The sequence below is a fragment of the Streptomyces sp. NPDC001401 genome (assembly GCF_042895385.1).
In the GTDB taxonomy this organism is placed as follows: Bacteria; Actinomycetota; Actinomycetes; order Streptomycetales; family Streptomycetaceae; genus Streptomyces.
In genome coordinates this window covers 350583-368820 of the sequence record NZ_JBIAWI010000001.1, presented here as the reverse complement: position 1 = coordinate 368820, position 18238 = coordinate 350583, and the positions used below count along the sequence as shown (strand labels likewise).

Below are 18238 nucleotides of genomic sequence, written 5' to 3'. Positions count from 1 at the left end.
TCCGACGGGGAGGCGACGAACATATGGACGGCGCACGATCGGGGAACGAAGCGGCCGGCTCCGCGCGCAGGGAGCCGGCGGGCGCGGGCGAGAAGCTCGCGGACTGGGCCGACGGGCGGCTCGGGCTGTACGGGCTGGCCAAGGCCAACATGCGCAAGGTCTTCCCGGACCACCCGTCCTTCATGCTGGGGGAGATCTGCCTCTACAGCTTCATCATCCTGATCCTCACCGGCATCTATCTCACCCTGTTCTTCGAGCCGAGCGGCGTCGAGGTGATCTACCACGGCTCGTACGTCCCGCTCAACGGCATCCCGATGACGCGGGCCTACGAGTCCACGCTCGACATCAGCTTCGACGTACGCGGCGGGCTGCTGATCCGGCAGATCCACCACTGGGCCGCCGTGGTCTTCATCGGCGGCATGCTCATCCACATGATGCGGGTGTTCTTCACCGGAGCCTTCCGCAAGCCGCGCGAGATCAACTGGCTGTTCGGCTGGACCCTGCTGATGCTCGGCATCATCACCGGCCTGACCGGCTACTCGCTCCCCGACGACCTGCTGTCCGGCACCGGAATCCGCTTCGCCGACGGCGCGATCCTGTCGATTCCGATCGTCGGGACGTATCTGTCGATGTTCCTGTTCGGCGGGGAGTTCCCGGGGCACGACATCATCTCGCGGCTCTTCCCGGTCCATGTCCTGCTGCTGCCGGGGATCATGCTGGGCCTGGTCGTCGCCCATCTGATCCTGGTCTTCTACCACAAGCACACGCAGTACCCGGGGCCCGGACGGGACCAGAAGACCGTGATCGGCATGCCCTTCCTGCCGGTCTACATGGCCAAGGCGGGCGGCTTCTTCTTCCTCGTCTTCGGTGTGCTGGCGTTCATGGGCGGCATCGCCAGCATCAACCCCGTGTGGGCCTTCGGCCCCTACCGCCCGGATCTGGTGACCACCGGCGCCCAGCCCGACTGGTATCTCGGCTTCTCCGAGGGCCTGATCCGGGTGATGCCGGGATGGGAGCTCAACTTCTGGGGCCACACGCTGGAGCCCGGCGTCTTCATCCCCTTCTCGCTCTTCCCGCTGATCCTGCTCGCGCTCGGCGTGTATCCACTCATCGAGGCGTGGATCACCGGCGACAAACGCGAGCACCACATCCTGGACCGGCCGCGCAACATGCCCGTCCGCACCGGCCTGGGCGCGGCCTGGCTGGCCCTGTACGCCGTCCTGCTGATCGGCGGCGGCAACGACATCGTGGCCACCCATCTGCATCTGTCCATCAACTCGATCACCTGGTTCGTGCGGATCTCCTTCTTCGTGGCGCCGGTCGTCACGTTCCTCGTCACCAAGCGGGTCTGTATGGGCCTGCAGCGCCGGGACCGGGACAAGGTGCTGCACGGCAGGGAGAGCGGCACCATCAAACGGCTGCCGCACGGCGAGTTCGTCGAGGTCCACGAACCCCTCGCGCAGAACGAGCTGTTCACCCTCACCCAGCACGAGCAGAACCCGCCCTACGAGATCGGCCCGCTCGTCGACGCGAACGGCGTACGGCGGCCGGTCAAGCCGGGGCAGCGGGTGCGGGCCCGGCTGGCCCGGGTCATGTTCGGGTCCGAGTCGCACATTCCGAAGCCGACGGTGGAGGAGTACCGGGAACTCACCAGCGGCGATCACCAGCACTGACGACCAGGGCCCGGCACTCCCGCGGCCCGCCCCACGCGGTGCGCAGGGCGCGGGCCTTGGTCAGCCACAGGGACAGGTCGTACTCCGCGGTGTAGCCGATCGCGCCGTGCAGCTGCAGTGCCGTACGGGCGGTGGCGTACGCCGCCTCGCACGCGGTCACCTTGGCGGCGGCGACGTCTGCGGGGGCCATGGTGAGCGCGGCGCCGAACAGCAAGGGGCGCGCGAACTCCAACGCGATCTTCGCATCGGCCAGGCGGTGCTTGACCGCCTGGAACGAGGCTATGGGGACGCCGAACTGCGTGCGCTGCTTGACATATGCGACGGTCTTGTCGAGGAGCGCGATCCCGACGCCGAGGACCTGGGCGGCGGTGGCGAGGCGCGCGTGGGTGAGGGCGCGCTCGACAGGTGGCGCGGCGGTGAGGAGCTCGCCGCCCGGTGCCAGGGGCGCGAGTCGGCGGGCGGGGTCGAGGGAGGGCCGCACCGGGCCGTGGCCGGGGGCGAGCCGCAGACCGTCGGGTGCCAGGGACAGCCGGGTGGTCGCCACGTCCGCGTCCAGCGCGTACGCACCTTCGTACGCCAGCGTTGTCATCGCCTCGCCCGACGCCAGCGGAGGGAGCAGGCGCTTTGCGGCCGGGCTCGGTTCGGTGAACAGCGCGGCCGCCGCGACCGTCTCCATCAGCGGACCCGGCACCGCGTGCCGCCCCAACTCGACGAAGGCGACGGCGAGTTCGACGGGCCGGACGCCCACACCCCCGTACTCCTCCGGAACCACCAGCGAGAAGACGCCCGCCTTTGCGATACGTGACCACAGCGCGCGCCCGCGCGCGTGGTCGCCGCGGCTCCAGTCCCGTACGACCGACGGGGTGTCCGCTGCCGTCAGCATCGCGTCCAACGAGGCGGCGAACGCCCGCTGTTCGGTGTCGGGCAAGAAGTGCATCAGCGGCGTCCTTTCGGCAGGCCCAGCAGGCGCTCGGCGATGATGTCGCGCTGGATCTCGTTCGTGCCTGCGTAGATGGGGCCCGCGAGCGAGAAGACGTACCCCTCGGACCAGGCCGTGTCCGCCAACTCGCCCTCCCCTTCGAGCAGGTCGAGCGCCGTCTCGTGCAGGGCGAGGTCCAGCTCGGACCAGAAGACCTTGTTCAGGCTGGACTCCGGGCCGATGGACTCGCCCTCCAGGAAGCGGGACGCCGCCGCGTAGGTGAAGAGCTGGTAGGCGCGGGCGCCGATCAGGGCGTCGGCCACCCGGTCGTGGACGTGCTGCGGGCTCCCCCCTCGCTGCCAGAGCTGCCGCAGGTGTTCCGCGGACGCCAGGAAACGGCCGGGGGAGCGGAGCATCAGGCCCCGTTCGTTGCCCGCCGTCGACATCGCGATCCGCCAGCCCTCGCCGGGCCTGCCGATCACGTCCCCGTCCGGCACGAACACCTCGTCCAGGAAGAGCTCGGCGAATGCCGGTTTCCCGTCGAGCCGGCCGATCGGGCGGACCGTGACGCCTTGCGCACGCAGGTCGAACATCAGGTAGGTCAGACCCTGGTGGGGCTTCGGGGCGTCCGGGTCGCTGCGGAACAGGCCGAAGGCGCGGTCAGCGAAGGCGGCCCGCGACGACCACGTCTTGTGCCCGCTCAGCAGCCAGCCGCCGTCCGTGCGCACGGCCTTCGCCCGCAGGGACGCCAGGTCCGAGCCCGCCTCCGGCTCGGACCAGGCCTGCGCCCAGACCACCTCGCCCGTGGCCATGGGCGGCAGCACGCGCGCTCTCTGCTCCTCGGTGCCGTGGTCGAAGAGGGTCGGGGCGAGCAGACTGATCCCGTTCTGACCGACCCGGCCCGGCGCCCCCGCCGCCCAGTACTCCTCCTCGAAGATCAGCCACCGGATCAGCCCCGCGTCCCGGCCGCCGTACTCCTTCGGCCAGGACACCACCGACCAGCGGTCCGCGGCCAGTTCGGCCTCCCACGCGCGGTGGGCCGCGAAGCCCTCCCCGGTCTCCAGGGACGGCAGGGGAGCGCGCGGCACATGGTCCGCGAGCCAGGCCCGGGCCTCGGCACGGAAGGCCTCCTCGTCCTGCGTGAAGGCGAGATCCATCGGCTGCCATCCTTCCCTAACAAGTGTTTGGTAGGTTAGCGTGGGGCTATGACAGTCGTCGAGAGTCCCGTGTACGAGCCGGGGCACGGGCTGCTGAAGGGACGCACCGCCGTCATCACCGCGGCGGCCGGAGCGGGCATCGGCGGCGCGACCGCGCGGCGCTTCCTGGAGGAGGGCGCGCGCGTGCTGATCGGCGACGCGCATGTGCGGCGCCTCAAGGAGTACGAGGCCGAGCTCGCCGGCGAGTTCGGGGCCTCGTCGGTCGCCGCCCTGCCGTGCGACGTGACCGACGAGGGCCAGGTACAGGCCCTGTTCGAGGCCGCCCTACGGGAGCACGGGCGGCTGGACGTCGTGATCAACAACGCTGGTCTGGGCGGCACTTCGGACCTCGTCGACATGAGCGACGAGCAGTGGGCCCGCGTCCTCGACGTGACGTTGAACGGGACGTTCCGGTGTACACGGGCGGCGTTGCGGCTGATGCGGGCGGACGGGCGGGGCGGCGTGATCGTCAACAACGCCTCCGCGGTCGGCTGGCGCGCCCAGGCCGGGCAGGCGCACTACGCCGCAGCGAAGGCGGGGGTGATGGCGCTGACCCGGTGCGCGGCGATCGAGGCCGCCGAGTACGGGGTGCGGGTCAACGCCGTCTCGCCGAGCCTCGCCATGCACCCGCACCTGGTGAAGGTGACCACGCCCGAACTGCTGGAGGAACTGACCGCGCGCGAGGCCTTCGGGCGCTACGCCGAGCCCTGGGAGGTGGCCAACGTGATCGTGTTCCTGGCGTCGGGCTACTCCTCGTACATGACGGGCGAAGTCGTCTCCGTCAGCAGCCAGCATGCGTAGGACGAGAATGGGACCGTGCCGACCAAGAAGAAGCCCCAGGTGACCGCCGCGCCCGCGCGCCGCCGCGAACTCCTCGAGACCGCCGCCGAGGTCTTCGCCGAGCAGGGCTACAACGCCACCACCGTACGCAAGATCGCGGACCACGCGGGCATGCTCGCGGGCAGCCTCTACTACCACTTCGACTCCAAGGAATCGATGCTGGAGGAGATCCTGCGCACCTTCCTCGACGAGCTCTGGGGCGGCTACGACAGCGTCCTGGACGCCGAGCTGGGACCGCGGGAGACCCTGGAGGCCCTGGTCACCGAGTCGTTCCGGGAGATCGACCGGCACCGCGCCGCCGTCGCGATCTACCAGAAGGAGAGCAAGCAGCTTCTCGCGCAGGAGCGGTTCGCGTTCCTCGCCGAGTCGCAGCGCAAGTTCGAGAAGGCGTGGCTGTCCACGCTGGAGCGCGGGGTTGCCGCCCAGGTCTTCCGGGCCGACCTCGACGTCCGGCTCACCTACCGGTTCGTGCGCGACACCGTGTGGGTGGCCGCGTCCTGGTACCGGCCCGGCGGACAGCACAGCCCGGAGGAGATTGCCCGGCAGTACCTGTCGATGGTGCTGGACGGGATCGCCGTACGCACACTGCATCACTCCGGGGGATAACCCCCGGACCCCCAGCAGAAAAGCAGGTCAGCAGAGGAAGCCGACGCGAACATCGCGAGGCGAACCGAGCAACTCATCGGGAAGGCTGGGAAGTTGTCATGACCGAGGCCTACATCGTCGAAGCGGTCCGTACGCCCGTCGGGCGGCGCGGGGGCGGACTGAGCGGGGTCCACCCGGCGGACCTGGGCGCGCATGTGCTGAAGGAGTTGGTCGCGCGCTCCGGCGTGGACCCGGCGGCCGTCGAGGACGTCGTGTTCGGCTGCCTGGACACGGTGGGCCCGCAGGCCGGGGACATCGCGCGGACCTGCTGGCTGGCGGCCGGGCTGCCCGAGGAGGTGCCGGGCGTGACGATCGACCGGCAGTGCGGCTCCTCGCAGCAGGCCGTGCACTTCGCGGCGCAGGGCGTCCTGTCCGGCACGCAGGACCTGGTGGTCGCGGGCGGCGTGCAGAACATGTCGCAGATCCCGATCGCCTTCGCCACCCGCCAGGCCGCCGAGCCCCTTGGATTCACCGCCGGCCCGTTCGCGGGCAGCGAGGGCTGGCGGGCGCGGTACGGGGACCAGCCGGTGAACCAGTTCGTCGGGGCCGAGATGATCGCCGCGAAGTGGGGGATCAGCCGTCGGGACCAGGAGGAGTTCGCGCTGCGGTCCCATCAGCGGGCGCTGCGGGCCATCGACGAAGGTCGCTTCGACCGCGAGACCGTTGCCTACGGCCCGGTCGCCGTCGACGAGGGGCCGCGCCGGGACACCTCCCTGGAGAAGATGGCCGGGCTCAATCCGGTCCTCGACGACGGCACCATCACCGCCGCCTGCTCCTCGCAGGTCTCCGACGGCGCTGCGGCCATGCTGCTCGCCTCGGAGCGGGCGGTGCGCGAGCACGGGCTGACGCCACGCGCGCGCGTGCACCACCTCTCCGTCCGCGGCGAGGACCCCATCCGTATGCTCTCCGCCCCCATCCCGGCCACCGCCCACGCCCTGAAGAAGACCGGCCTGTCGATCGACGCCATCGACCTCGTCGAGATCAACGAGGCCTTCGCGCCGGTCGTCCTGGCCTGGCTGAAAGAGACCGGCGCCGACCCGGACAAGGTCAACGTCAACGGCGGCGCCATCGCCCTCGGCCACCCACTCGGCGCGACCGGCGTCAAGCTCATGACGACCCTGCTGCACGAACTGGAGCGCACCGGCGGCCGGTTCGGACTGCAGACCATGTGCGAGGGCGGCGGTCAGGCGAACGTGACGATCATCGAGCGGATCTGACGGCGGCCCCTCGGCCGCCGTGAGCCGTCACCGTCCGAGGGAGAAGCCCAGCACCACGCCCGCGGACACCTCGACCATGCCCGGCGCGAGATCGCCCGCCGAGTTGCCGCCCCCGCCGCCGTGGCCCCGGTACTGGTGGAACTCGTACGACTCCGAGTCCACGTCCTGGATGTGCACCACCGGACCGAGCGGCACGCCCGCCGCCTCCGTGTACACCTCGGCCTTGCGGCGGGCGGCGGCCACCGCCTTCCGGCGTGCCTCGTCCCGCAGCGCCGGCTTGTCGTGCACGTCGAACTCGACGCTGTCGATCTGGTGCGCCCCGGCGTCGACGGCGTCCACGATCAGCTGCTGGAGGTCGTCGAGCGTCGCGGTCTCGATGACGTACGAGGCCTGGCAGCGGTAGCCGAGGAACTTGCGTTCGCCTCCGTAACCGGCGTAGTCCGAGCTGAGCTTGAGCCGGGAACCCGACACCGACGCGTCCGGTATCCCGTGTCCGCGCAGCACCTCGCGCAGCCGTGCCACCGACCCGCCCGCCTCCTGAAACGCCTTGTCCGGCAAGGGTTCCAGCACATCCACCGTCAGCTTGACCCGCACCAGCTGCGGCTCGACCCGCACACTGCCCGCACCGAACACACTGAGCCCCCAGGGCTCTTTGATCGTCTCCGTCATGCGCGCATTGAAGCACCGCCCGCCGACAGTGCACCGACGATTTCCGCGGCCTCGGCCATCACCCGCCCCACCAGCTCCGCACACGACGGCAGATCCTCGATGACCCCGGCGACCTGTCCCGAGGCCATCACCCCGAGGTCCGTACGGCCGTCCACCATCGCCGACTTGAGCAGCATCGGGGTGTTGGCGGCCAGCAGCACCTGACTCCAGGACAGCTCCTTGCCGTGCTTCAGGGCGAGCCCGTCGCGCACCATCTGCCGCCAGGTGAGGCCGGACAGCTTCCGGAACCCCGTCGCCCGGCGGACCGCCTGCAGCAGAGCCCTCGCGCGGCCGGAGTTCTCCAGGGAGTCCACCAGGTCCGTGCGCAGCATGCGGTGCGGCAGCCCGTCCACCGCCGTGGTGACCGTGACGTCCCGGACCGTGGCCGCCAGGTATCTCGCCTTCACCGCGTCCGGCACCGTCGAGTCGGAGGTCAGCAGGAACCGCGTGCCCATCGCGACACCCGCCGCCCCGTACGCCAGCGCCGCGACCAGCCCCCGCCCGTCGAAGAAGCCGCCGGCCGCGACGACCGGTATGCCGACCGCGTCCACCACCTGCGGCAACAGCACCGTCGTCGCCACCTCGCCGGTGTGCCCGCCGCCCTCACCGCCCTGCACGATCACGGCATCAGCACCCCACGCCGCGACCTTCTCGGCGTGCCGCCGGGCGCCTATGGAGGGGATGACGACCACGCCGGCCTCCTTCAGCTCGGCGATCAGCTCGGGGGAGGGGGCGAGGGCGAACGAGGCGACCCGCACGCCCTCGTCGATGATCAGGCGAACCCGGTCGTGGGCGTCGCCCGCGTCCGCGCGCAGGTTGACCCCGAACGGCGCGTCCGTACGGGACTTGACCTCCCGTATCGCCTCGCGCAGCCGGTCGACGGTCATCGTCGCGGAGGCCAGGATGCCCAGCGCACCCGCGTTCGCCGTCGCGGAGACCAGACGCGGGCCCGCCACCCAGCCCATACCCGTCTGCACGATCGGGTGCCGGACCCCGACCAGCCGGGTGAGCGCGGTCTCCATCACTAACCGACCTCCCTGGCACGGGAGTCGGCCGGGTCGATGACCTCCCGGACGAGCCGCAGCTCCTCGGCAGTGGGTTCGCGGGTCGGCCGCACGTCGTCCGGGACGAACAGTTCGAAGCCGGTCGCCTCCCGCACCTCGTCGACGCTCACCCCCGGGTGCAGGGAAGCCGCCCGCATCGAGCGGTCCGGCGTCTCGAAGTCGAAGACACCCAGGTCGGAGACGACGCGCGGGATGCGGTGGAAGCGGGCCGTGTCCGGATGCGCGGACGCATGGTCGTATCCGACTCCGCACACCATGTCGACCTTCTCGACGAAGACCCGCCTCGAATGCCTCGGCACCCAGTAACTGGTCGGATTGTTGAGGGTGTTGACCGGCGCGCCCCGCACCCCGAGCAACTGCCGTTTCGGCCGCTCCCAGTCACCGATGCACGAGATGTTCTGGTTGCCGAACCGGTCGATCTGGCTCGCGCCCATCATCACGTGCCGCCGGCCACTGGAGACCAGGGCAAGGTGCTGCCGGTACGGCAGCCAGCCCTCCGTCGTCCCGTCCGGGCGGACGAGCATCGCCTCGCCGTCGGTCAGCAGCAGGTCCGGGGAGAAGGTGAGCCGCGCCAGCCGGGCTCCCACGGACGGGATCACGCCCATCGGGCTTGCCAGGATCTCACCGGCGTCGCGCCAGGCCTCGGCGCAGGCGATCACGCAGTACTCGGCGCGGGTGGGTGTGAGTGGCGGGGCGCTGGTCATCGCTGCTCCTCCTGCCAGGCCTGGACGGCGGATCGGTAGGCCTGTTCGTCCCCGGCGAGGAAGCGGGCCGCGAACTCCGGCCAGGGTGTGGACGCGTACTGCTTCTGGAAGGCCTCGTCCCTGCCGTAGTCCGGCGCGCAGGACGTGAAGTGCGCGCCGTTCGGAGCCTCGACGACACCGGTGACCGTGTGCCGCTTGACGAGCAGCGTCTGCGGTGCCGCCTCCTTCGTCAGCTCGGCCGTGTCGACGATCCGCTCGCACGAGACGTACGCCGCGTCCGCCGCCTCGCAGAACAGGTCGTCGAAGTACGGGTCCGGGCCCAGATACTGCCCGTTGCCCAGCCGGTCGGCTCGGCCCACGTGCACCAGGGCCGCATCCATCCGCAGGGCGGGCATCGCCACGAACGTCTCCCCGTCGTCGTACGGCGAAGTCACCGTCCTGAGACGGGGGTTGACCCGCATCACGTCCGAGCCGATCCCGGCCCGCACCGGCAGGAACGGCAGCCGGTTCGCCGCCGCGTGCAGCCCCCACATGAGCATCGCCTCGTCGATCTCCATCAGCTCGAAGGCGCCGCGCTCGCGAGCCGCGCGGTAGTGCGGTTCGAGCGGGATCGAGTCGAGGGTGACGAAGGCCGTCACCAGCTTCCGCACCCGCCCGGCCGCTGCGAGCATGCCGACGTCCGGGCCGCCGTACGAGACGATCGTGAGGTCGCTGACGTCCGACCGTAACAGTGCTCTGACCAGGGCCATCGGCTTGCGTCGTGAACCCCAGCCGCCGATGCCGAGGGTCATGCCGCTCTCCAGACGGGAGACGGCCTCCTCGGCGGTCATCGTCTTGTCACTCACGCCTACGCACCCTCCTTCTCCTTGCCGAAGGTGTCCCGAACCCGGTCGGCCACGCCGACCGCGCTTGCCTCGAAGGTGAAGCCCTGCTCGAAGCGGTAGCTGCGGCGCACGTCGACCGGGTCGATGCCGTTGATGGCGGCCTTGGCCAGGCGCAGCAGCTCACCGTCCTTGGCGGCTATCTCGCGCGCCAACTCCAAGGCGGCGGCGCGCAGTTCCTCGCGCGGTACCACCCGCCACACCGAGCCGTGCGCGTGCAGCTCGGCCGCGGTCGCGGTGCGGGAGGTGTAGTACAGCGCGCGCATCAGGTGCTGCGGGACCAGCCGGGACAGGTGTGTGGCCGCGCCCAGGGCGCCCCGGTCCAGCTCCGGCAGCCCGAAGGTGGCGTCCTCGCTCGCGACGATCACGTCCGCGTTCCCCACCAGCCCGATCCCGCCGCCCAGGCAGAAGCCCTGCACGGCCGCCACCACGGGCACCGCGCACTCGTACACCGCCGCGAACGCCTCGAAGCAGCCGCGGTTGGCGCCGACCAGCGCGCTCGAGCCCTGCGTCTGTATCTCCTTGATGTCCACGCCCGCGTTGAACCCCCGCCCCTCCGCGGCCAGCACCACGCACCGCACCTGTGGGTCGCGGCCCGCTGTGCGCACGGCGTCGGCCAGGGCGAACCAGCCGTCCACCGGCAGCGCGTTCACCGGCGGGAAGTCGACCGTCACGACGGCGATTCCATCTTTTTCCGGCCCCTTTTCCGGGGACGAGGTGGAGACACCCATGGGCACATCAGCTACCTTTCCAACCAACGCCTTTCCACCAAACATTTGTTAGGTGCGAGGCTTCGAAGCTAGCAGCCGTCGGATCGGAGCGGGAGGCCTGTGGAAAACTTGCGCCGGCCGCAGCTGAGCGGCAGGACCGTCGTCGTCACCGGCGGCACCCGCGGCGTCGGAGCCGGGATCGCCAAGGCATTCGTCGAGGCCGGTGCCCAGGTCGTCGCCTGTGCGCGCAGACCGCCCGAAGTGCCGCTCGACGGCGTGGAGTTCGCGCCGCTCGACCTGCGCGACCCGCCCGCCGTGCGCGCCTTCTTCGCCGCCCTGCCCCGGCTCGATGTCCTGGTCAACAACGCGGGCGGCGGGCCCTACCGGCTGCTGGCCGACGCGGACGCCGAGCGGCACGCGCGCGTCCTGGAGCTGAACCTCGTCGCGCCGCTGACGGTCTCCCTGGCCGCGTACGAGCACCTCCGGCGGGCGAAGGGCGCCGTGGTGATGATCGGCAGCGTCAGCGGGAGCCGCCCGTCGCCCGGTTCGGCGGCCTACGGGGCGGCCAAGGCGGGCCTGGAGAACCTCGCCCGCTCGATGGCCGTGGAGTGGGCGCCCCAGGTCCGCGTCAACACCCTCGTCGTCGGCATGGTCCGCACCGAGCTGGCCCACCTCCACTACGGCGGCGAGGACGGCATCGAGGCGGTCTCCCGCACGGTGCCGCTCGGCCGGCTGGCCACGCCCGCCGATGTCGGCGCCGGCGCCGTGTTCCTGGCCTCCGACGCGGCCGCCTACATCACCGGGGCGAGCCTGCTCGTGCACGGGGGAGGGGAGCGGCCGGCGTTCCTGGATGCGGCAACTGCCAACAAGGAGGCGTGAGATGAGCGGAATCTGCGACGGACGTGTCGTGGTCGTCACCGGTGCCGGCCGCGGGCTCGGGCGAGCGCACGCGCGCGCGTTCGCGGCGGAAGGAGCCCTGCTGGTCGTCAACGACCTGGGGGTGGGCCTGGACGGCGCGCCGGGCCCGGGCAGTCCGGCCAGGCAGGTGGTGGACGAGATCCGCGCGGCGGGCGGCCGGGCGGTCGCCCACGGCGGCGACATCGCCACCACCGAAGGGGCGTCCTCCCTGATCGCGACCGCCCTGGAGACGTACGGCCGGCTCGACACGCTCGTCAACAACGCCGGCTTCCTGCGCGACCGGATGCTCGTCAACCTCGACGAGGACGACTGGGACGCCGTCCTGCGCGTCCATCTCAAGGGTCACTTCCTGCCGCTGAAGCACGCCGCCGCGCACTGGCGGGCCGAAGCCAAGGCGGGCCGCATGCCGGCGGCCAGGATCGTCAACACAAGCAGCGGGGCCGGGCTGTTGGGATCGGTCGGGCAGGGTAACTACAGCGCCGCGAAGGCCGGCATCGTCGGCCTGACACTGGTCGCCGCGGCCGAACTGCGCCGGTACGGCGTCCAGGTCAACGCCGTCGCGCCCGCGGCCCGGACGCGGATGACGGAACGTACCTTCGCCGAGACGATGACGGCGCCCGCGGCCGGTTTCGACGCGATGGCTGCCGAGAACGTCTCCCCCCTCGTGGTCTGGCTCGGCTCCGCCGCAAGTGCCGGTGTGAGCGGGCGGGTGTTCGAGGCGGAGGGCGGCCGGATCACGGTCATGGAGGGCTGGCGGCCGGGACCGAGCGCCGACAAGGGGGCGCGCTGGAGTCCGGGCGAGGCGGGTGAGGCGGCCCTGAAGCTGCTGGCACAGGCGGTGGAGCCGGGGGCGGTGTACGGCGCCTGAGCGCGCTCAGCCGGTGAGACGGGCGGCGGCCTTGCGCTGCTCCTCCGTCATCACCTGCAGGAAGCGGATCACGGTGTCCAGCTCCTCCGTGCTGAACTCCTCGCACGCCGCGGCGATGTCGCGCGCCCACTCCTCGAAGAACGCGAAGAGATGGGCGATCTTCTCCCGGTTCAGCTCGACGAGCACCCGCCGCTTGTCCGTCGGGTGCTTGACCCGGCGTACAAATCCCTTGCCCTCGAGCCGGTCGACGAGGCCGGTGACGGACGCGGGAGCCAGACCGGTCCGTTCGGCGAGCTCCTTCGCGGTGAGCGGACCGTGCCGCTCCAGGAGGTCGAGGGCCTTCTCCTCGGTCGGGTTCAGGCCCTGCTTGGCGGCCACCGCGGAATGGAACATCACTGTGCTGCCGCTGTTCTCCCGGCCCACGGCGAACAGCCGCAACAGCGTTTCGGCCCGCGGCTTGTCGTCCTTGGGGACGGCCGCCTCGAGATTTGGCACGTGGCTCATGGCGTCAGCGTAGCAAATATTTCGTTCGGTCGAACTAAGTACTTGCGATCACGGAAGTGTCGGTGCAAGTCTTTCGTTAGGTCGAACGAAATAAATCCGAGCCAACGGGAGACGCTGTGACCACGACCCTTGCCCCATCCCCGCCCACCGAGGCGGATCCGTATCCGCGCCGCTGGGCCGCCGCCGTCGTGATGATGATCGCGGCGCTGATGGACCTGCTGGACGTGACGATCGTGAACGTGGCGATCCCGTCCATCGGCCGTGACCTGCACGCCTCGCAGAGCGACCTGCAGTGGCTGGTCTCCGCCTATCTGCTGGGCTTCGCCGCCACACTGATCGTCTCCGGGCACCTCGGGGACCGCTTCGGGCGCCGGGGACTGTTCCTCGCCGGCACCGCGGGGTTCGGGCTGGCGAGCCTGGGGTGTGGCCTCGCCCAGACGCCCGGTCAGCTGATCGCCGCACGGGCCGTGCAGGGTGTGCTGGCGGCGGTGCTGATGCCGCAGGTGCTCGGCTCGTTCCGGACACTGTTCCGGGGCAAGGAGCGTGGAGCCGCCTTCGGGATGTACGGCGCCGTCGCCGGGTTCGCCTCCGCGGTGGGGCTGCTGCTCGGCGGACTTTTGACCGATGCCGATCTGTTCGGGTGGGGCTGGCGCTCGGTGTTCCTGGTGAACGTGCCCGTGGCGGTGGGCACCCTGGTCGCAGGGCTGGTGCTCGTGCCGTCCACCAAGGAGCGGTCCGCCGGGCGGCCGGATCTGCTCGGCAGCCTGGTGCTGGCGGCCGGGCTGGTGGCGATCGTGCTGCCCCTGGTGCAGGGGCGGGAGAACGGATGGCCGCTGTGGGGCTGGGTCTGCCTCGCCGCGGGTGTCTGCGCTGTCGCCGGGCTCGGGGTGTTCGAGGCGCGGCGGCGTACGGCGGGGACGGTGCCGCTGCTGCCGGCGCGGGCGTTCCGGCTGCCCGCGTTCTCGGTGGGCGTGCTGGTGCAACTGCTGTTCTCGGTCGGTATGCAGGGCTTCTTCCTGGTCTTCGCGCTCTGGCTGCAGGGCGGCGAGCGGTACACGCCGATGCAGGCCGGAGTGGTGACCGCGGCCTTTTCGGTCGGGGGCTTTCTCACGGCGCCTGCCGCGGACGGGCTTGCGGTGCGGTTCGGGCGTCTGGTGATCGGGGCCGGTGCGCTGATGATGGCGGCCGGCTTCGGCTGGGTGTGGGCGGCGGTCACCGACGCGTCCGCCGCACACACCGGGTCGTGGCCGCTGGTGCCGGGGCTGGTGATCGCCGGGGCCGGGCTGGGGTTCCTGGTGGTGCCACTGGTGAACGTGGTGCTGTCCGCCGTGCCGGGGGAGCTGGCGGGCGGCGCGTCCGGGATCTTCTCCACGGCGCAGCAGTTCGGGGGTGCGCTCGGTGCGGCCACTGTGGGCACGGTGTTCTTCAATCACGCCGGGGACGGCCTGACGGACGCCCTGACGGCGGCGATGCCGTGGGTGACCGGGACGTTCGTGGTGTGCGCGGTGCTGTGCGGTGCGCTGCCGCGCCGGGCGGTGTCGCCCAGCCCGCCCGGAGCATGAGGTATTTCAGCCCGTCCGGCGTTTGAGGACGAGGCCGTTCAGGCCGAAGCGGGGGTCTGGGGGCGGCAGCCCCCGGACGGCTACGTGTCGCACTCCAGCACAGTCCGGCACAGCCCGCACCGCGCACGGACGTGCCCCCGTACCGGCACCCTGATGCGCTGATGGCAGGTCGGGCAGGGGAAGGAAACCCGGAGGGGGCCCCGGCCGTCGGGAGTGAACGTGTACGGCGCCCCGGGGCGCGACGCCGCGTGGGTGTCCTGGGCGTGCCGGCGGTCGCGGGCGTAGCGGCGGCGGCCCGCCCAGCCGGCCGCCGTCAGCGGGGGCTGCTGCCCGTCGTGGCGGGCCTGTGTCATGCCCCGGGTGTAGGCCTCGTAGGCCTGGGGGCTGGTGAACCAGATCGACGGGTCCTCGTTGAAGATCAGCGCGCGTTTCGCCAGGACGTAGCCGAACTCCTCGGGGGTCAGATAGCCGAGCTTCTGGGAGGAGGCCGAGTCCTCCCGGTAGGCGTCCAGCAGCAGCCAGCCCGCGCCCAGGTACGTCGTCGCCGTGTCGGTGAGGATCTCGTTGTCGCGGGTGCCGGGGAAGGACAGGTCCAGGCGGTGCAGATAGACGTGCATGATCTCGTGGGCCAGGGCGGCGCCGATGTCGCGGCGGTGGGTGCGGAAGCGGTCGTTCAGTTCGACGAAGTACTCGGGGCCCGCGGCGAGTTCGACGTTCGCGGCGTGCTGCATCTCGCGGAAGCTGACGATCAGCCGGGCGTCCGGCAGCCGGTAGTGGCGCACCAGCTCGCGGGCCACCCGCTGGGCGCCCATATAGAGGTCGTCCGTGTCGCAGAAGGCCACATCGGCGGGCAGGACACTGCTGGAGAAGGTCTGGATGGTGTCGTACGACAACCGCTTGTAGAGCGCGGTGATGGCGGCCCGCACCGTCTCCAGGTGTGGGTAGCCGTGCTCGACCGGTCCGCCGTTCGCCACGCCTGAACCCCCAAGACGCCCTGAACCCGATTCCACTTTACGGGGAGGTGAGCGGAATTTCCCCGGCCGGGTTCCATGGCGCGGGCGTGACATCCGTCCTTGTCATGCACGCCTCCCGATCTTCATACTGCGGGCCGCCGAACCCCCCACGAAAGGACGTCCGTTGACCCGTTCCACCTCCCGTAGACGCGGGCTCACGCCGGTGAAGCGGGCCGTGGCCGCCGGTGCCGTCGTCCTGGCGGTCGCGAGCCTGGAGCCCCTCGCCGCGCAGGCCACCCAGACCACGCGCGCACCCGTCGTCGGAGGAACGCCCGCCGCGCAGAACGAGTTCCCGTTCATGGTCCATCTCTCCATGGGCTGCGGCGGCGCGCTCTACAAGGAGGACGTGGTGCTGACCGCCGCCCACTGCGTGCACGGCTCCGGCAGCAACACCGGCATCACCGTCACCGCCGGTGTCACCGACCTCAACTCCTCCTCCGCGATCAAGGTGAAGTCGACCGAGGTCGTGCAGGCCCCCGGCTTCCACGGCGAGACCAACGGCAAGGACTGGGCGCTGATCAAGCTTGCCCAGCCGGTCGACCTGCCCACCCTGAAGATCGCCACCAGCACGCGCTACGACCGGGGGAAGTTCACCATCATCGGCTGGGGCACCACGAAGGAGAGCGGCGGGAGCCGCCCGACCAAGCTCCTCAAGGCGACCGTCCCCTATGTCTCCGACAGCGTGTGCAAGCGGCACTACGGGGACAGGCTCAAGCCCAAGGACGACATCTGCGCCGGCTACCCCCAGGGCGGCGTCGACACCTGCTCCGGCGACTCCGGCGGCCCCATGTTCCGCAAGGACGACGCCGGCCACTGGGTCGAGGTCGGCATCACCAGCTGGGGCGACGGCTGCGCACGCCGGGGCGCGCCCGGTATCTACACCCAGGTCAGCACCTTCGCGAACGCCATATCCCGGGCGGCGGACGCGCTGTAAGCCCCTCTAGGGGGTGCGCAGGAGGACGCCTTCCGTGCCTGCCGGGGCCGACTCCTCCAGCTCCAGCAGCCACACCTCGTTCTCGCCCTCGCGCAGCACGGGACCGGGCACGTACAGAGACCGCTGCGGGCCCGCCGACCAGTAGCGGCCCAGATTGAACCCGTTGACCCAGGCGAACCCCCGGGTCCAGCCCGGCAGTTCGAGCCGCGCGTCCCCGGCGCCCCGCACCGTGACGGTGCCCCGGTACAGCCCCGGGGCGCCGTCCTCGGCAAGCGGCTGCAAGGGGACGTCCCCGATGTCGTCCAGCGCATCCAGACGCAGCCCACGCGCGCGTACGTCGTGCAGATACTGCCGCTCGTGCAGCAGACCTCCGGTGACGCCCTTGGACTCGCCGCTGCGCGGCCCGTAGTTGACGCGTCCCAGGGACTCCACCCACAGCTCCACGCGCGCGTGCCCGGCGACGGGCTCCTTGAGCTGCTCGTCGCCCTCGGCGAGCACACCGGCCCGCTCACCGTCGACGTACACCACGGCCAGATCCCGCAGGCCGCGCGCGGTCAGCGGGTACGGCTGCCGCGGCCCGGGCACCGTCACCGCATACCGTACGAGCCCGCGGTCCACGTCCAGTTCCTCGAAGGTGGGCGGCACGGGCGCCGAAGTCTCCGGGCCTCCCCGTGCCTCCAGTACGACGTCCAGGGGCGCCCAGCCGTCGAGGCGCACCTCGGCCGGCGCACCCAACCGCGCGGGGGCGGGCGGCAGTTCGGGCAGCGGGACCTGCGCGTACTCGGCGAGCACCTCCCGGAAGCGCCAGAACTTCTCCGTCGGCCTTCCGAACTCGTCGATCGGTGCGTCGTAGTCGTACGACGTCACATCGGGCTCCAGCGGCCCCTCGTGCAGCGCGCCGCCGCCTCTGTTGGCGCCCGCCCAGCCGGCGAAGCTGGTGCCGCCGTGCGCCATGTAGAGGTTGACCGAGGCCCCGCACTCCAGGATCTCCCGCAGAGCGGCCGCGGCGTCCCCGGCGTCGCGGGTGATGTGCTCGCCGCCCCAGTGGTCGAACCAGCCGCACCAGAACTCCATGCACATCAGCGGCCCTTCGGGGCGGTGCCGGCGCAGCGTCCCGAAGCCCTCGCGCGCGTGGGAGCCGAAGTTCACCGTGGCGAGCACACCTGGGATCGAACCGCTGCCGAGCATGTGGTCCTCCGGGCCGTCCGAGGTGACCAGCGGGACCGTGACGCCCTGCTCCCGCAGCAGGTCGGCGAGGCGGCGCAGATACGCGGCGTCCGAGCCGTAGCTGCCGTACTCGTTCTCCACCTGCACCATGATCACCGGGCCGCCGCGGTCGATCTGCCGGTCCACGATCTGGGGCAGCAGCGCGCCGAACCAGCGCTCGAGGTGTTCCAGGAACCGTTCGTCACGCGTACGCACGCGCGTGCCCAGCTCGCCCGTCAGCCAGTGCGGCAGCCCGCCGTTCTCCCACTCGGCGCAGATGTACGGCCCCGGCCGCACGATCGCCCACAGCCCCGCCTGACGGGCCGCGTCCAGGAAACGGCCCAGGGCCTGCACGTCCTCGAAGTGCCCCGGCCGCGGCTCGTGCAGGTTCCACGGCACATACGTCTCCACGCAGCCCAGGCCCATCGCCCGCAGCATCGCCAGCCGGTGACCCCAGTGCTCCTCGTGCACCCGGAAGTAGTGCAGCGCGCCGGACAGCAGCCGCACCGGCCGCCCGTCCAGCAGGAAGTCAGCCTCGCCCACCGTGAACTCGCTCATGCACCCCAGCCTCACCCCTGGCGTCGATCACCGTCCATGGACAAAGATCAGCGCTGCTTGGACGAAAACACGACGGTTGAACGACGGACCGAACCACGGTCCGGTCAACGGCCCGGAC

General features: G+C 71.1%; 18 protein-coding genes. 8 read left to right on the top strand and 10 right to left on the bottom strand.

What is annotated here, in order from left to right; translation table 11 throughout:
• Positions 1-23 precede the first annotated feature (23 nt).
• Entirely contained in the window at positions 24-1673 is a 1650-nt protein-coding gene (locus ACFY10_RS01725) for a cytochrome bc complex cytochrome b subunit (RefSeq protein WP_390663021.1), read from the top strand.
• Here the strand turns inward: ACFY10_RS01725 and ACFY10_RS01720 are convergent.
• Positions 1648-2610, bottom strand: coding sequence for an acyl-CoA dehydrogenase family protein (locus ACFY10_RS01720; protein ID WP_390663020.1), 963 nt, complete (start codon positions 2608-2610; stop codon positions 1648-1650). The genes ACFY10_RS01725 and ACFY10_RS01720 overlap by 26 nt on opposite strands.
• Complete coding sequence (locus ACFY10_RS01715) at positions 2610-3749, bottom strand: acyl-CoA dehydrogenase family protein (RefSeq protein ID WP_390663019.1); 1140 nt, start codon at positions 3747-3749, stop codon at positions 2610-2612. Before ACFY10_RS01715 ends, ACFY10_RS01720 begins: the two co-directional genes overlap by 1 nt.
• A 48-nt stretch (positions 3750-3797) precedes the next feature.
• On the opposite strand from ACFY10_RS01715, the gene ACFY10_RS01710 reads away from it, so the two are divergent.
• The 3 genes from ACFY10_RS01710 to ACFY10_RS01700 all read left to right on the top strand — a co-directional run bounded on the left by ACFY10_RS01710 (position 3798) and on the right by ACFY10_RS01700 (position 6490).
• Positions 3798-4589, top strand: coding sequence for an SDR family oxidoreductase (locus tag ACFY10_RS01710; RefSeq protein WP_390663018.1), 792 nt, complete (start codon positions 3798-3800; stop codon positions 4587-4589).
• A gap of 15 nt (positions 4590-4604) precedes the next feature.
• Positions 4605-5234, top strand: a complete 630-nt coding sequence (locus ACFY10_RS01705) for a TetR/AcrR family transcriptional regulator (protein WP_390663016.1) — start codon at positions 4605-4607, stop codon at positions 5232-5234.
• A 98-nt stretch (positions 5235-5332) separates the two neighbouring features.
• Entirely contained in the window at positions 5333-6490 is a 1158-nt protein-coding gene (locus ACFY10_RS01700) for an acetyl-CoA C-acetyltransferase (RefSeq protein ID WP_390663015.1), read from the top strand.
• Positions 6491-6517: 27 nt separating this feature from the next.
• On the opposite strand, the gene ACFY10_RS01695 is transcribed toward ACFY10_RS01700, so the two are convergent.
• The 5 genes from ACFY10_RS01695 to ACFY10_RS01675 are packed head-to-tail and all read right to left on the bottom strand — an operon-like array spanning position 6518 to position 10578.
• Complete coding sequence (locus ACFY10_RS01695) at positions 6518-7159, bottom strand: SIMPL domain-containing protein (protein WP_390663014.1); 642 nt, start codon at positions 7157-7159, stop codon at positions 6518-6520.
• Positions 7156-8220 carry an NAD(P)H-dependent flavin oxidoreductase gene (locus ACFY10_RS01690; RefSeq protein WP_390663013.1) on the bottom strand — a complete coding sequence of 355 codons (1065 nt, stop codon included), beginning with the start codon at positions 8218-8220 and terminating at the stop codon, positions 7156-7158. Before ACFY10_RS01690 ends, ACFY10_RS01695 begins: the two co-directional genes overlap by 4 nt.
• Before the next feature lie 2 nt (positions 8221-8222).
• On the bottom strand, positions 8223-8966 hold the full coding sequence (locus tag ACFY10_RS01685; protein WP_390663012.1) for a CoA-transferase subunit beta: 744 nt from the start codon (positions 8964-8966) through the stop codon (positions 8223-8225).
• Entirely contained in the window at positions 8963-9811 is an 849-nt protein-coding gene (locus ACFY10_RS01680; RefSeq protein ID WP_390663011.1) for a CoA transferase subunit A, read from the bottom strand. The genes ACFY10_RS01685 and ACFY10_RS01680 overlap by 4 nt, the downstream gene beginning before the upstream one ends.
• Before the next feature lie 2 nt (positions 9812-9813).
• A complete protein-coding gene (locus ACFY10_RS01675; RefSeq protein WP_390663010.1) occupies positions 9814-10578 on the bottom strand; it encodes an enoyl-CoA hydratase family protein in 765 nt (254 codons plus the stop codon).
• Positions 10579-10677: 99 nt separating this feature from the next.
• Between ACFY10_RS01675 and ACFY10_RS01670 the strand changes: the two genes are divergently transcribed.
• Both ACFY10_RS01670 and ACFY10_RS01665 read left to right on the top strand, forming a co-directional pair.
• Positions 10678-11436: an SDR family oxidoreductase gene (locus tag ACFY10_RS01670; protein WP_390663009.1), complete on the top strand. Its 759-nt coding sequence runs from the start codon at positions 10678-10680 to the stop codon at positions 11434-11436.
• Position 11437: 1 nt separating this feature from the next.
• Positions 11438-12343 carry an SDR family oxidoreductase gene (locus tag ACFY10_RS01665; protein WP_390663008.1) on the top strand — a complete coding sequence of 302 codons (906 nt, stop codon included), beginning with the start codon at positions 11438-11440 and terminating at the stop codon, positions 12341-12343.
• 6 nt (positions 12344-12349) lie between these two features.
• Here the strand turns inward: ACFY10_RS01665 and ACFY10_RS01660 are convergent, their stop codons facing one another.
• Complete coding sequence (locus ACFY10_RS01660) at positions 12350-12847, bottom strand: MarR family winged helix-turn-helix transcriptional regulator (protein ID WP_390663007.1); 498 nt, start codon at positions 12845-12847, stop codon at positions 12350-12352.
• A 116-nt stretch (positions 12848-12963) separates the two neighbouring features.
• Between ACFY10_RS01660 and ACFY10_RS01655 the strand changes: the two genes are divergently transcribed.
• Positions 12964-14409, top strand: a complete 1446-nt coding sequence (locus ACFY10_RS01655; RefSeq protein WP_390663006.1) for an MFS transporter — start codon at positions 12964-12966, stop codon at positions 14407-14409.
• A gap of 80 nt (positions 14410-14489) precedes the next feature.
• On the opposite strand, the gene ACFY10_RS01650 is transcribed toward ACFY10_RS01655, so the two are convergent.
• Positions 14490-15383, bottom strand: a complete 894-nt coding sequence (locus tag ACFY10_RS01650; RefSeq protein WP_390663005.1) for a hypothetical protein — start codon at positions 15381-15383, stop codon at positions 14490-14492.
• Between the two features lie 163 nt (positions 15384-15546).
• On the opposite strand from ACFY10_RS01650, the gene ACFY10_RS01645 reads away from it, so the two are divergent.
• The gene (locus ACFY10_RS01645) at positions 15547-16356 is read left to right on the top strand and encodes a S1 family peptidase (protein WP_390663004.1); all 810 of its coding nucleotides are present in this window, start codon (positions 15547-15549) and stop codon (positions 16354-16356) included.
• Between the two features lie 6 nt (positions 16357-16362).
• On the opposite strand, the gene ACFY10_RS01640 is transcribed toward ACFY10_RS01645, so the two are convergent.
• Positions 16363-18120, bottom strand: coding sequence for a beta-galactosidase family protein (locus ACFY10_RS01640; protein WP_390663003.1), 1758 nt, complete (start codon positions 18118-18120; stop codon positions 16363-16365).
• Positions 18121-18238: the final 118 nt, after the last annotated feature.